Annotated in this window: 15 protein-coding genes; 8 read left to right on the top strand and 7 right to left on the bottom strand. The window is 37.8% G+C overall.

The genetic code is table 11. The annotated features are described in order from the left end of the window. Positions 1-167: 167 nt before the first annotated feature. Genes ruvA through leuC form a run of 4 tightly spaced genes read right to left on the bottom strand, consistent with a single transcriptional unit; the run spans position 168 to position 4,456 of the window. A complete protein-coding gene (ruvA, locus tag CRYPD_RS02415; protein ID WP_138145984.1) occupies positions 168-752 on the bottom strand; it encodes a Holliday junction branch migration protein RuvA in 585 nt (194 codons plus the stop codon). Next, complete coding sequence (gene leuD / locus CRYPD_RS02410; RefSeq protein ID WP_138145983.1) at positions 749-1,363, bottom strand: 3-isopropylmalate dehydratase small subunit; 615 nt, start codon at positions 1,361-1,363, stop codon at positions 749-751. The genes ruvA and leuD overlap by 4 nt, the downstream gene beginning before the upstream one ends. After that, a complete protein-coding gene (locus CRYPD_RS02405) occupies positions 1,356-3,047 on the bottom strand; it encodes a DUF262 domain-containing protein (protein WP_138145982.1) in 1,692 nt (563 codons plus the stop codon). Before CRYPD_RS02405 ends, leuD begins: the two co-directional genes overlap by 8 nt. An 11-nt stretch (positions 3,048-3,058) precedes the next feature. Continuing rightward, a complete protein-coding gene (leuC, locus tag CRYPD_RS02400; protein ID WP_138145981.1) occupies positions 3,059-4,456 on the bottom strand; it encodes a 3-isopropylmalate dehydratase large subunit in 1,398 nt (465 codons plus the stop codon). 53 nt (positions 4,457-4,509) lie between these two features. Between leuC and CRYPD_RS02395 the strand changes: the two genes are divergently transcribed. The 7 genes from CRYPD_RS02395 (at position 4,510) to CRYPD_RS02370 (ending at position 9,674) form a co-directional block, all read left to right on the top strand. Continuing rightward, positions 4,510-6,270, top strand: coding sequence for an N-acetylglutaminylglutamine amidotransferase (locus CRYPD_RS02395; RefSeq protein ID WP_138145980.1), 1,761 nt, complete (start codon positions 4,510-4,512; stop codon positions 6,268-6,270). Further along, entirely contained in the window at positions 6,263-6,706 is a 444-nt protein-coding gene (gene rnhA, locus CRYPD_RS02390; RefSeq protein WP_138145979.1) for a ribonuclease HI, read from the top strand. The genes CRYPD_RS02395 and rnhA overlap by 8 nt, the downstream gene beginning before the upstream one ends. A gap of 85 nt (positions 6,707-6,791) precedes the next feature. Then, complete coding sequence (locus CRYPD_RS02385; RefSeq protein ID WP_138145978.1) at positions 6,792-7,022, top strand: hypothetical protein; 231 nt, start codon at positions 6,792-6,794, stop codon at positions 7,020-7,022. Positions 7,023-7,120: 98 nt separating this feature from the next. Beyond that, entirely contained in the window at positions 7,121-7,762 is a 642-nt protein-coding gene (locus tag CRYPD_RS02380) for a rhodanese-like domain-containing protein (RefSeq protein ID WP_138145977.1), read from the top strand. A gap of 198 nt (positions 7,763-7,960) precedes the next feature. Beyond that, positions 7,961-8,470 (top strand): tetratricopeptide repeat protein, encoded by a 510-nt coding sequence (locus CRYPD_RS02375; protein ID WP_171004284.1) that lies wholly within the window; start codon positions 7,961-7,963, stop codon positions 8,468-8,470. Between the two features lie 27 nt (positions 8,471-8,497). Next, positions 8,498-8,647, top strand: coding sequence for a hypothetical protein (locus tag CRYPD_RS07860; RefSeq protein WP_171004283.1), 150 nt, complete (start codon positions 8,498-8,500; stop codon positions 8,645-8,647). 148 nt (positions 8,648-8,795) lie between these two features. Next, positions 8,796-9,674: a DUF3530 family protein gene (locus tag CRYPD_RS02370; RefSeq protein WP_138145975.1), complete on the top strand. Its 879-nt coding sequence runs from the start codon at positions 8,796-8,798 to the stop codon at positions 9,672-9,674. Here CRYPD_RS02370 and CRYPD_RS02365 read toward each other — a convergent pair. Genes CRYPD_RS02365 through CRYPD_RS02355 form a run of 3 tightly spaced genes read right to left on the bottom strand, consistent with a single transcriptional unit; the run spans position 9,660 to position 11,374 of the window. Continuing rightward, a complete protein-coding gene (locus CRYPD_RS02365; protein ID WP_138145974.1) occupies positions 9,660-10,442 on the bottom strand; it encodes a ferritin-like domain-containing protein in 783 nt (260 codons plus the stop codon). The genes CRYPD_RS02370 and CRYPD_RS02365 overlap by 15 nt on opposite strands. After that, positions 10,429-10,950 carry a pseudouridine synthase gene (locus tag CRYPD_RS02360; protein WP_342211694.1) on the bottom strand — a complete coding sequence of 174 codons (522 nt, stop codon included), beginning with the start codon at positions 10,948-10,950 and terminating at the stop codon, positions 10,429-10,431. Before CRYPD_RS02360 ends, CRYPD_RS02365 begins: the two co-directional genes overlap by 14 nt. Next, positions 10,937-11,374 carry a type II toxin-antitoxin system RatA family toxin gene (locus tag CRYPD_RS02355; RefSeq protein ID WP_138145972.1) on the bottom strand — a complete coding sequence of 146 codons (438 nt, stop codon included), beginning with the start codon at positions 11,372-11,374 and terminating at the stop codon, positions 10,937-10,939. Before CRYPD_RS02355 ends, CRYPD_RS02360 begins: the two co-directional genes overlap by 14 nt. On the opposite strand from CRYPD_RS02355, the gene smpB reads away from it, so the two are divergent. Next, positions 11,373-11,852 carry an SsrA-binding protein SmpB gene (gene smpB / locus CRYPD_RS02350; RefSeq protein WP_138145971.1) on the top strand — a complete coding sequence of 160 codons (480 nt, stop codon included), beginning with the start codon at positions 11,373-11,375 and terminating at the stop codon, positions 11,850-11,852. The two genes, CRYPD_RS02355 and smpB, sit on opposite strands and share 2 nt — an antisense overlap. Positions 11,853-11,916 lie beyond the last annotated feature (64 nt).

The following is an 11,916-nucleotide window of genomic DNA, read 5'->3' as shown; positions in this document are numbered from 1 at the left end:
GTCTAATTTTTGCTCAATTGTTAGATTTATTCTCTCTTTTCTGGTTTTTATTATTTGCGTCATTTTGACCTCCTTATTTTTTGTATTATAAGGCTATCTTTGTGTCTAAGAAAGTTAGATCATTACACTTATTTAATGGGGTTATCCATATTTTCAGACTTTAATGATTATTTGTTTTTCAATGCTTGGCGGATAAGTTCTTCGGTGGTCAATGAATGATCGGTAATAACATTGAGCATTTTTTCTGCCTCTTTAGCCTTAAAGCCAAGTGTTTGTAGTGCAGATAGTGCTTTACTGGTATTTGGATTGCTACTAGGTGTAATCATTTGATTATTGGAATTATTAAGTTCAAGTTTGACTAGGCGATCTTTGAGTTCAACAATCAATTTTTGAGCAGTTTTCTTACCAATACCCGGTGTTTTTGCTAGCAAAATATCATCTTCGTTAGCAACAGCACTCATTAATGAAGCAATGTCAAGATGGGACAAAATCGCCAGTGCCACTTTAGGACCAATGCCATTGACTCTAATCAATTCTCTAAATAAGGTTTTTTCATCTTTGGAGACAAAGCCATATAGGGTATGTGCATCTTCTTTGATGGATAGATGGGTATATAACGACAGTTGTTTTTCATCCCCCATTGCGTAAAAACTGGACATTGGGCATAAAATTTCATAACCAATGCCAGCGACATCAAGCAAGATTTCAGGTGGGTTTTTGCCTAAAATAACGCCAGTAAGTTTGCCAATCATAGCCAGCTGTATTGGTTAAAGTAGTTTTTTTCGAAGGCTTTAATCTCGTCTTTATATTGCAAAGTTAAGTCAATGTCATCAAGGCCATTTAGCAATCGCCTTTTTCGCTCTAAATCCACCTCAAAAGGGTAATTCTCACCATTAGCATAGATATTTTGCGCCTCAAGGTTAATGGTAATTTCATCTGTTATTGCAAATAATTTGTCCATTACATCATTGTCTTGCACAATAGGCAAAATGCCATTTTTAAAACAATTATTGTAAAAAATATCGGCAAAACTCGGTGCAATAATCACCCAAAAGCCGTAATCTTCCAACGCCCAAGGTGCATGTTCACGACTTGAGCCACAACCAAAATTTTCCCGTGTTAGAAGTATTTTTGCCCCTTGATACTCAGGTTTATTTAAAACAAAATCATTATTTAATGGACGCTTAGTATTGTCCATTCCCACTTCGCCATGATCTAAATAACGCCATTCATCAAATAAGTTAACCCCAAAGCCTGAGCGTTTAATTGATTTTAAAAACTGCTTCGGGATAATTGCATCGGTATCAATATTGGCACGATTAAGAGGCAGTCCAATTGAAGTTAATATTGTAAATTTATTCATAATTTATTTTCCAGGTATTTGTTGCTTGTTGTGCTAACCAATCTTGATGACGCTCGAGTGTTTCGCTATCCCATTCTTCGTATTCAGATATTTTTTTAGAGAGTTTGGAATTAGAATTTTGGTAAATCGCCTTTTTTTTATTGAATAATTGCGTGCCACACTCGTCATTTTCTGACTTTGTTAGTAGTGTCATATTTCCTAATCTATCAATCTCTTGGCTATATTGACCTTGATAATATGCTACCCATTTTTCAGATATATTGTAAGGAATGATATGCTCTAATGTCCAATTTTCATCATCTGAACCAGTTTGTGCAATTTGGTTTTCAATTTGCGTTAATAAAAAGCGAATCTTTTTACTACTCTGTCGGCTAGGCATGGTGTGATATTTGAACATTGCTTTAAATTTATCGTCATTAGGATATAAGTCTTTAAATTCTAGTTGATTTTTAATGTGACTTGCTCGTGTTAATTCTTTACTTGATATTTTTATTGCTAATGCGTTGTAAACCTTGTCTAGTTTGTTAGGAGAATAATGAGCAATAACGCTGTAACGAATTGATAAGATGTATAAGTATTTGGCAAGTTTAATAAATTCATCGGCATTAAATTCATTGTAAGCGGTTAGTAATAATAAAAATGGCTGCTTAATAGTAAATAATTTAAAGGCCTTCAAGTAGGGTTTAACTTCAGAATACTTTGAATTATTCCAGAGCCCATCTTCTGGAGTGTTGAGTGCTGCAAATATTGGTGCGTATTCTGATAAATTGTTTAAATAGTTTTGTGCATTTTCTGCTTGTGTAATTTTGTCTCTAATTCCATTAAATAGTTTTTTCTTGGTAACTAATGGGTAATTGGCATTATGATAATAACGCACAAAATCTGTGAAATTTCCTTCCCCTAATTCAGAAATAATTTCGCTCCATTTTTTATCCATATCATCGAGTTCAGTATCGTCAATTGAATTATTATGAGTAATCTGTGAAAATAGATAATTTTTAAGTAAATCAGGCGTTGAAAGCTGAACGCCTCTAGCATTAAGCGTCTCAAAGACTTTATAGGCATTTAGATTATCATCTACTACAATCTTAGTAAATAACATACCATCTGTTGTTTTTTCAATAAAATTAACAATTTCTTCACCAGATTTTTGCGTGATTTTTTTATAGAAAAACTCAAGGCAATTAGACATTAATTTATTTGTTTTGGTTTGGTTTCTACTAATTAAGGGCTTTAATTTCTCAGAAATGGATTTAAATTTGTCGTTATTATTTCTATTTAAAGTGAGTTTGTTGTAAGGTGTAAGCGTTGTTCTGCTTAAAGAGCCAATAAAATCACTTCTAAAGCCTTTTAATCTTAATTCATTGTCGTTACTATCTATATCGTCATCAATTAGGGTTTGAATTGCCCGCATAGAAGACAGCACAAATAAAGACAAGGTAATCAGTCGCTGTTGTCCGTCAATTACCGAAAAGTTATTTTTATCTTCTTCATTGCGTTGAAGGACAATGTAACCCATATAGTGCTCTTCTTCATTTAAGTTTTCAATATCTTCCCATAAGTCTTCCCATTGCTCTTGATCCCAAGAGTAGTCCCTTTGAAAGCGAGGCACATGGTATTGAACACTATTCCCCATCAAGTTTTTAAATGTTTCATTGCTGGGCTCCATAGTAAGAAATGACATATTTTTACCTTCTAAATATTTGAAAAATGACCAGCAATAGCGCTGGCTGTAGCAATTGCAGGGCTAACTAAATGAGTGAATGAACCTTGACCTTGGCGACCTTCAAAGTTACGATTTGAGGTGCTGGCACATCTTTCACCTGCTTCTAGCTTGTCGGCGTTCATAGCTAGGCACATTGAGCAGCCAGCTTCACGCCATTCAAAACCTGCATCGGTAAAAATTTTGTCCAAGCCTTCTTTTTCGGCTTGTTTTTTGATTAAACCAGAGCCGGGGACGACCAGTGCTAATTTAATGTTATCGGCAATGTGTTTGCCTTTGGCAACGCTGGCAGCAATGCGTAAATCTTCAATGCGTGAGTTAGTGCAAGAGCCAATAAAAACTTTGTCGATTTTAATATCTGATATACGGGTGTCGGCGGTTAGATGGGTGTAGTCAAGTGCGTTTTGCCAACTGGTTTTTTGCACTTCGTTTTTGGCATTTTTAGGGTTTGGCACGCTTTCATCAATTGCTACTACCATTTCTGGAGAGGTTCCCCAAGTAACTTGGGGTTTAATGTCGCTGGCTGAAAAATGTAGTGTTTTGTCAAAATATGCGTCTTTATCTGAATGTAAAGTTTGCCAATATTTAACGGCTTTGTCCCACTCGTCGCCAGTTGGTGCGAGTGGCTTGCCTTTGACATAGTCAATGGTTTTGTCATCAACAGCAACCATACCGATGCGTGCACCAGCTTCGATTGCCATATTGCACAAGGTCATTCTGCCTTCTATGGATAGGTTTTGAATGGTGCTGCCTGTAAATTCAATGGCGTAACCTGTGCCACCTGCTGTGCCGATTTGTCCGATGATATAAAGTGCTATATCTTTAGCGCTAACCATGTTGTTAAGCGTGCCAGTAACTTCAATTTTGAGATTTTTGGCTTTAGATTGCCACAAGCAACCTGTGGCTAGCACATGCTCAACTTCGCTGGTGCCAATGCCAAAGGCTAAGGCACCCAATGCACCGTGGGTGGAGGTGTGTGAATCGCCACAAACGATGCTCATGCCCGGTAGCGTTGCACCTTGTTCAGGGCCAATTACATGCACAATACCTTGGCGAATGTCATTCATCTGAATTTCATTAATGCCAAATTTTTTGCAATTTTTATCCAAAGTTTCCACTTGGAGTTTTGAAATTGGGTCAGTGATGCTATTAACACCATTTGAACGCTCAGTCGTTGGCACATTGTGATCGGGAACCGCTAAATTTGCCTGAATACGCCATGGTTTTCTGCCTGCTATTTCTAGACCTTCGAAGGCTTGTGGTGAGGTAACTTCGTGAATTAACTGTCTGTCAATATAAATCAGCGAAGTGGTTTCTTCTTCACAAATCGTGTGTGCAACCATTAATTTGTCATAAAGTGTTTGAGTCATTATTAATACACAATACTTGATAAAATAGTTCATTTTACATTTTCATTAAACTTATGTGCGGACTTTGTGGTCAGTTAAGATTTGATAAACAAGCGGTTAAGTCATCAGATTTAGAGCAGATGATGTATAAGATTGCACGCCGAGGCCCTGATGATAGTGGCGTGTGGTTGGATAAAAATGTTGGTTTTGGGCATCAGCGTTTGAGTATTATTGATTTGTCTAATCATGCGCATCAGCCAATGGTGGATGAAACTTTGGGCTTGACACTGGTATTTAACGGCACGATTTATAATTATAAAGCCCTACGACAAGATTTAATCAAGCAGGGTTATCAGTTTTTTTCCACATCGGATACTGAGGTGATACTTAAGGCTTATCATTATTGGGGCGAGGATTGTGTAATGCATTTGGACGGGATGTTTGCTTTTTGCATTTGGAATGGCAAGCAATTGTTTGTTGCACGAGACCGGATGGGAATCAAACCGCTGTATTTTAATCTAACCGACAAGGCGTTTAGTTTTGCTTCCAACACACAAGCTTTGACGGTGATTGGCGCAGACACCAGTATTAATTCGGTGGCGTTGCAGCAGCAATTATCCTTGCATGGCGTGGTGCCTGCACCCAATACGATTTTAAATGGGGTGAATAAAATCAAGCCTGCTACCACGCTAATGATTGACATGCAGGGAAAAATAATCGAAAAAACCTATTGGCAACCGAACGCACAAAGGATGGATTTGAGCGACAAAGAATATCTGGAAAAAACCCATGAACTGCTGATTAAGGCTGTTGATAAAAGAATGTTAGCGGCTGATGTGCCAATTGGTGTGTTGCTTTCAGGTGGGTTGGATTCTTCTTTGCTGGTTGGGCTTTTACATGAGGCAGGGCATCAAGATATTCGTTCGTTTTCGATTGGTTTTGAAGACATTGGCGATGAATCAGGTTCAGAGTTTGAATATTCTGATCAAATTGTTGAGAAATTTAAAACCACCCACGAAAAATATGTGGTGAGTAATACGCAAGTTTTGCCACGATTAGGAGAGGCAGTGGTAAATATGGCAGAACCAATGGTGGGGCAGGATGCGGTGGCGTTTTATTTGCTGTCTGAGCAAGTGTCAAAGCATATTAAAGTCGTGCTATCAGGGCAAGGGGCGGATGAGGCATTTGCTGGGTATTTTTGGTATTCACGCATGAATCAAGAATCGGGCAGTGAATTTAAACGCTTTGCCAAACACTATATTGACAGGCCTTATGAAGAATATTTACAAACTGTGAACAAGAAATATCACACTGGCAATCATACGCAAGATTGGCTCAATAAAGAATTTTCCAAAGACAATGCGGGGGAATTTATGGACAAGGTTTTTCGCACTGATATTACCCGCTTGATTGTTGACGACCCTGTCAAGCGAGTGGATAATATGACTATGGCGTGGGGGCTAGAGGCGAGAGTGCCGTTTATGGATACGCAATTGGTCGAGCATGCGCTGAGTATGCCACCGAGCCTAAAAATGGCAGAAGAAGGTAAATATCCGCTTAAACATATCGCCAGAGGCTTGTTGCCCGATAGTGTGATTGACAGAAAGAAAGGATATTTCCCGATGCCAGCACTGAAATATGTGCAAGGTGAATTTTTGGATTTTATGAGTGATATCCTCACCTCAAGTGCCTGCAAAAATCGTGGCGTATTTGACCAAAAATTTGTCAAAAAAGTTATTAACAAACCTGAGAATTATATGACCGCATTGAATGGCTCACGCTTGTGGCATTTGGCATTATTAGAATATTGGCTACAAATAAATATCGATGAATAAAATAATTATATACACAGATGGTGGCTGTCGAGGCAATCCCGGTATTGGGGGTTGGGGCGTGTGGTTGCGTTATGGCAAGCGTGAGAAAAAACTCAACGGCTCTGAAAAAGACACCACCAATAATCGCATGGAATTAATGGCTGCAATTAAAGCCTTAGAGGAGATTAAATCAAGTGATATTGCTATTGATTTATATACTGATTCAAAATATGTGATGAATGGCATTACCCAATGGATTGTTAGTTGGAAGCGAAAAAACTGGAAAACAGCGGCAAAAAAACCCGTTAAAAACGCAGATTTGTGGCAAAAATTAGACGCACTTAATCAAAAACACCAGGTGAATTGGTATTGGGTCAAAGGACACAGTGGCAATGAAGGTAATGATATAGCGGATTTGTTAGCCAATCAAGCAATGGATAATATTAATTTATCATAATATTATTAAATATAGATAGACTTGCAAAGTATTTTTTCCTGTGAATAATGAGCATCTTTAAATCAATAAAACGCAAGGAGTAGTAATGAAAAAATTAGCAATATTATTTGGACTGGCATTAAGTTTTAATGTGTTTGCTGATGTGCAAGACGGTGTTACCGCATTAAGTGATGATGCAACTGAGGCTCAAATACAACTAGTGCGTGATGGCGCTAAAAACCGTTGTGAAGAGGTTGATGATGAAGATCAGCGTGAGATTTGTGTGGTTGATTATTACGCACAACATAATTTAGAAGAAGCGCCTAGTTGCGATTAGCAAACAGAGATTATAAGAATTTTTAGTTCTGCTAAAGTGGGGAACTATCAATAAAAGGCTCAAAAGAGTCATTTTTTATATAAAAAAGGAAAAATAATATGAAACTTAAAACACTAGTAGTAAGTGCTGCATCGGTAGCATTATTAGCGTCAACGACTGTAATGGCTAAGCCAGTTGGCATTGTTAAAGGTGTTATGGAGGCTGCAGGCATTTCGCGTGACCAAAATAATAAAGCCACTATCCACCCAGCGTTTGCAAAGACTTCGCGTCCTTGTCCGCCATTCTGTATTCAACCAACAAATCCGTTTGTGCCTGCTGCCGTTGATACTGTAAGTGAATTAGATATTATCCACGCACTTAGTGATATTGCCAAAGGCGACAACTCAAAAATGGTGATTGATGCAAGAACCCCAGTTTGGATGAGTGCTAAAAAAGGTGGCACTATCAAAGGTTCAGTAAATATCTCATTTAAAAAGTTAAACGCTAAGGCAGTTGCTAAAGATCCAGATGCAGTGATGGAAATTTTAACCAGTAGGTTTGGTGTGACTGAACAAGATGGTATTTTTAACTTCAGTAGAGCTAAAACTTTATACTTGTTTTGTAATGGTTTGTGGTGTGGGCAATCCCCTGAGGCGATTAAAGCCTTACTTTCTTTGGGCTACCCAGAAAGCAAACTTAAATATTACCGCTCAGGTATGAATGCATGGCATTCATTAGGTCTTAGCACTGTTGGTAAGTAATCTTTGATTACCTTGCTAGAGGTCTTTGCATAAATATGAATAATCATCAAAAATCCACTTTTTACCAACTTGGTAATTTTTTTAAACCCAGCCTTAGTCTTGCTAGGGCAGAGTTTAAAAAAAAATACCAATTTGACAAAAATTGAATTCTGCTAATCATCCATATTTATGCAAAGACCTCTACTAAAGGAAAAAAGGGTGCTAATAACACCCTTTTTTTTCGTCTTACTACTAAGTGCACCCTCAGCGATTGCTGATAGTCGTGCAGATTCGTGGTATCGAATTGGACATGAATATTCTCAGAGAAAACGCAATGATGATGCCTTTCTCTGGATGATGCGTGCGGCTGAGGCAGGCCATAGTGCGGCTCAAAATAATATTGGGCTGAGTTATTTGCATGGATTGGGTGTTAAGCAAGACGATAAAGAAGCATTTGCGTGGTTTGAAAAGTCTGCCAAACAAGGCCTGACTTACGCACAAAGTGAATTAGCAATGCTGTATTATCGACACGGCGACACAAAAAAGGCACGGCAGTGGTGGTTAATAGCGGCAAATGCAAACGATGAATATGCACAGTTTAATTTGGCATCGTTGTTTTTGGAGCAAAATAACAGCAAACAAGCAACTTATTGGTTTGACAAAGCTAGGAAAAACAAACATCCTCAGGCACAAACTGCACTAGATAAATTAGGAGAAAATAATGAATAAATTACTATTAGAGACCTTTGCATAAATATGAATAATCATCAAAAATCCACTTTTCACCCGCTTGGCAATTTTTTAAACCCAGCCTTAGCCCTGCTAGGACAAGGTTTAAGAAAATCACCAATCTGGAAAAAATTGAATTTTGCTAATCATCCCTATTTATGCAAAGGTCTCTATTAGAGACCTTTGTATAAATATGAATAATCATCAAAAATCCACTTTTTACCAATTTGGTAATTTTTTTAAACCTAGCCTTAGTCTTGCTAGAGCAGAGTTTAAAAAAAATACCAATTTGACAAAAATTGAATTCTGCTAATCATCCCTATTTATGCAAAGGTCTCTATTAACATTAAGTTTACTATTGATACAAGTATCGTATGCGGTGTTTCCAATCCCTGGTATGTTGAAGCTGCCAAATTTGCCAATGTTTGGTGATTTTAATCCAAATAAATTACATGCTGAATTTAATCAGTTTGTAGACTCTAAGCCTGATTTTCTTAGAGAACAACGAATGGTTGATGAGATAGCGGATGCGGTGATGGATGGCGATGTGGAATATTTATCCCTTAAAAACGACCAAGAAGTGTTTAGCATCTTTATGGAAAGTGAGGCGGATAAGCCTAAAGGCGGTGTGATTATTCTACACAATCGTGGGCAGCACGCTAACTGGGCGGACACCATTAAGCCACTTCGCACTGGATTGACAGAGCAGGGCTGGCATACTTTATCGGTGCAAATGCCAGTGTTAGGCAAAGAGGCTAAATATTATGATTATGTGCCAATATTTCCTTATTCGCACGAGCGCATTGATGCGGCAATTGATTTTTACCAGGAAAAAGGTATTAGTAATATTGTGCTGATTGCGCATGGTTGCGGCGCACATATGGCGATGAGTTATGTGGATAAATACAACAACGATAAAATCAAGGCATTTGTTGGTATTGGTATGGGAGCAACGGACTACAATCAGAAGATTGTAAATGGCTTTCCATTTCACAAGATGTCAGTACCGTTATTGGATATTTACGCTGCTCAGGATTTCTCTGGCGTGAGAAAACTATCAGCCTACAGGGGTAGGTTGATTAAGATGGCAGGTAATAAAAAGTCAGCACAAATGATTATTAACAATGCCGATCATTATTACACAAACAATAAATCAGTTGAACGCCTTATTATCAAGGTAAGTAGTTGGTTAAATGCGCTGTAAATAGTCTAATTCTTGTTTAGAAAAGTCTGCTAGTTTTCTAGCTTCAATATTGAACGGACCTCGAAGTTCAGAGCCTATATGCTTTTTTATCAAGTCATCAAAAGTACTTAAAGGATTCACCCCTCTTTGTTGGCATAGATAATGAAACCAAGTATTGCCGATTTTGACATGGCCAATTTCATCTTCAAAGATGGTTTGTAAAATATCACTCATAGCGCTAAATTTAGAATGCAGGAAGCGTTTTTGAATTTTCGGCGTAACATCTAAGCCTCTGGCTTCTAGTACTCTGGGCACTAGTGCCATACGCGCAAGCACATCATAATCGGTATCAAGCGTCATTTTCCATAAGCCATTGTGCGCTACAAAGTCGCCATATTGATAACCCAGTTCGGTTAGATAATTATTAATCAGAGTAAAGTGCTGCGACTCTTCAAAAGCCACTTGAATCCAATCTTGATAGAATTGTTCAGGCAACTTTTGAAAGCGATAAATAGCATCTAATGCCAAATTAATCGCATTAAACTCAATATGGCAAATAGCATGAATGGTGTGAATAAAACTCAGGTCTGATTTGTTGTGTTTGGGTAAATCTTGAAACCGTACTAATGCTGGCTTGTCAGGTCTACCAGGAATTTCAATAGAATGCACCGGAAAGGCATTTGAAAATTCTAGCGTATTTTTGTGCGCATGTAAACTTGCTACTTGATTGATTTTTTTATCAATATCGCACTCAGTTAATGCGTTAAAAGCCAGTTCAAATGCGTTCATAGTCGCCAAGTTTTAGTTGTTTTAATTGAAACTTGCCAATACCAATCCGAATCAAGCGTAATGTTGGAAAACCAACATGGGCACTCATGCGCCGAACTTGGCGATTTTTGCCTTCTGTGATTTTGAGTTCAATCCACGAAGTTGGGATGTTTTGACGTATGCGTATTGGCGGGTTTCTGTGCCAAAGCCAGTCAGGTTGCTGAATAACACTTGCCTTGGCAGGCTTGGTGCGTCCGTCTTTTAGTGTTATTCCTTGGCATAATTGAGTGATGGCTTTATCTGTGATTTTGCCCTCAACTTGGAGGAGATAGGTTTTTTCTTTGTCAAATTTTGGGTGTGAAATTTGATGTTGTAATTTTCCATCATCGGTTAATAACACCAAGCCTTCTGAGTCTTTGTCAAGTCGTCCTGCTGGATAAATGTTTTTTATATCAATGTAGTTGGACAAGTTTTTCCCTTTGCCACTAAATTGACACAACACCCCAAACGGCTTATTAAACAGAACCATAAAGGCATTTAGCACGCTCAACAAAGGCATCGAGTTGTGTGTTGGAGATTGAAGTAAAAATAGGCGCAATTGCTATATCAACCAATTTAGAAGCAAAACTAAATTCTAACTCAAGGTTGATTTTGCAGGCACTGTCGCTTAGTGGGGTGAAAATCCATGCACCTTTTAATTGCTTAAAAAGACCGTCTTTGAGCTGCATATCAATGCACGCATCAGTAGTTAATTTATTGATAGTGGTAAAGGCTTGTTGGAATGCACCTTTATTAATACTTACCGAAGCGGTAATTTCATCCTCAGTTTGATTTAAAATACACGCAGATGAGCACCAGTTTAAAAATTGCGGGTATTCATCAATTTGATTAACCAACTGATACATTTGCCTGCACGAGTAAGGCACGATAGCACTTTTAGAGATTTTATGCATGGTCAAGAAAAATAAAAAAACAAGTTCAAATACGATTGTCGTCAATAAAAAAGCACGACATGACTATTTTATCGAACAAACGCTTGAAGTTGGCGTTTCTTTAGAGGGCTGGGAAGTAAAAAGCCTGCGAGACAATAAAGTACAGATTAAAGAAAGTTATGTTATTTTAAAAAATAATGAGTTATTTTTGTTTGGTAGCCACATTTCTCCGTTGAAATACACCTCTACCCATGTCAATGCAGACCCAACTAGAACCCGAAAACTGTTATTGCACCGTTTAGAAATTAACCGCATCAAGGATAAAATCAATCAAAAAGGGGCGACTGTGGTGCCACTCAAATTGTATTGGCTTAGAGGCAAGGTTAAGCTAGAAATTGGTGTGGCTAAAGGAAAGAAGGGGTACGACAAACGCCAAGATATTAAAGAAAAAGACTGGAAAAGAGACAAGCAAAGGGCGTTAAAAGAGAGTTGTAAATAAATAAACTTGTTTGTTTGTATTTTTTTATTGAAAAACATTGACACAAGGGTATTTTTCTGTCTAT

This window comes from Bathymodiolus heckerae thiotrophic gill symbiont (assembly GCF_900180345.1).
Lineage (GTDB): Bacteria > Pseudomonadota > Gammaproteobacteria > PS1 > Pseudothioglobaceae > Thiodubiliella.
This window is presented reverse-complemented; position numbering and strand designations above follow the sequence as displayed.

Coding starts and splice junctions, on each gene's coding strand:
- CRYPD_RS02360 (WP_342211694.1), bottom strand. CDS start 10,950: ATGGTTCTGTTTAATAAGCCGTTTGGGGTGTTGTGTCAATTTAGTGGC.
- CRYPD_RS02385 (WP_138145978.1), top strand. CDS start 6,792: ATGAAAAAATTAGCAATATTATTTGGACTGGCATTAAGTTTTAATGTG.
- CRYPD_RS07860 (WP_171004283.1), top strand. CDS start 8,498: ATGAATAATCATCAAAAATCCACTTTTCACCCGCTTGGCAATTTTTTA.
- CRYPD_RS02405 (WP_138145982.1), bottom strand. CDS start 3,047: ATGTCATTTCTTACTATGGAGCCCAGCAATGAAACATTTAAAAACTTG.
- CRYPD_RS02355 (WP_138145972.1), bottom strand. CDS start 11,374: ATGCATAAAATCTCTAAAAGTGCTATCGTGCCTTACTCGTGCAGGCAA.
- leuD (WP_138145983.1), bottom strand. CDS start 1,363: ATGAATAAATTTACAATATTAACTTCAATTGGACTGCCTCTTAATCGT.
- CRYPD_RS02395 (WP_138145980.1), top strand. CDS start 4,510: ATGTGCGGACTTTGTGGTCAGTTAAGATTTGATAAACAAGCGGTTAAG.
- ruvA (WP_138145984.1), bottom strand. CDS start 752: ATGATTGGCAAACTTACTGGCGTTATTTTAGGCAAAAACCCACCTGAA.
- rnhA (WP_138145979.1), top strand. CDS start 6,263: ATGAATAAAATAATTATATACACAGATGGTGGCTGTCGAGGCAATCCC.
- CRYPD_RS02370 (WP_138145975.1), top strand. CDS start 8,796: ATGCAAAGGTCTCTATTAACATTAAGTTTACTATTGATACAAGTATCG.
- leuC (WP_138145981.1), bottom strand. CDS start 4,456: ATGACTCAAACACTTTATGACAAATTAATGGTTGCACACACGATTTGT.
- CRYPD_RS02380 (WP_138145977.1), top strand. CDS start 7,121: ATGAAACTTAAAACACTAGTAGTAAGTGCTGCATCGGTAGCATTATTA.
- CRYPD_RS02365 (WP_138145974.1), bottom strand. CDS start 10,442: ATGAACGCATTTGAACTGGCTTTTAACGCATTAACTGAGTGCGATATT.
- smpB (WP_138145971.1), top strand. CDS start 11,373: ATGGTCAAGAAAAATAAAAAAACAAGTTCAAATACGATTGTCGTCAAT.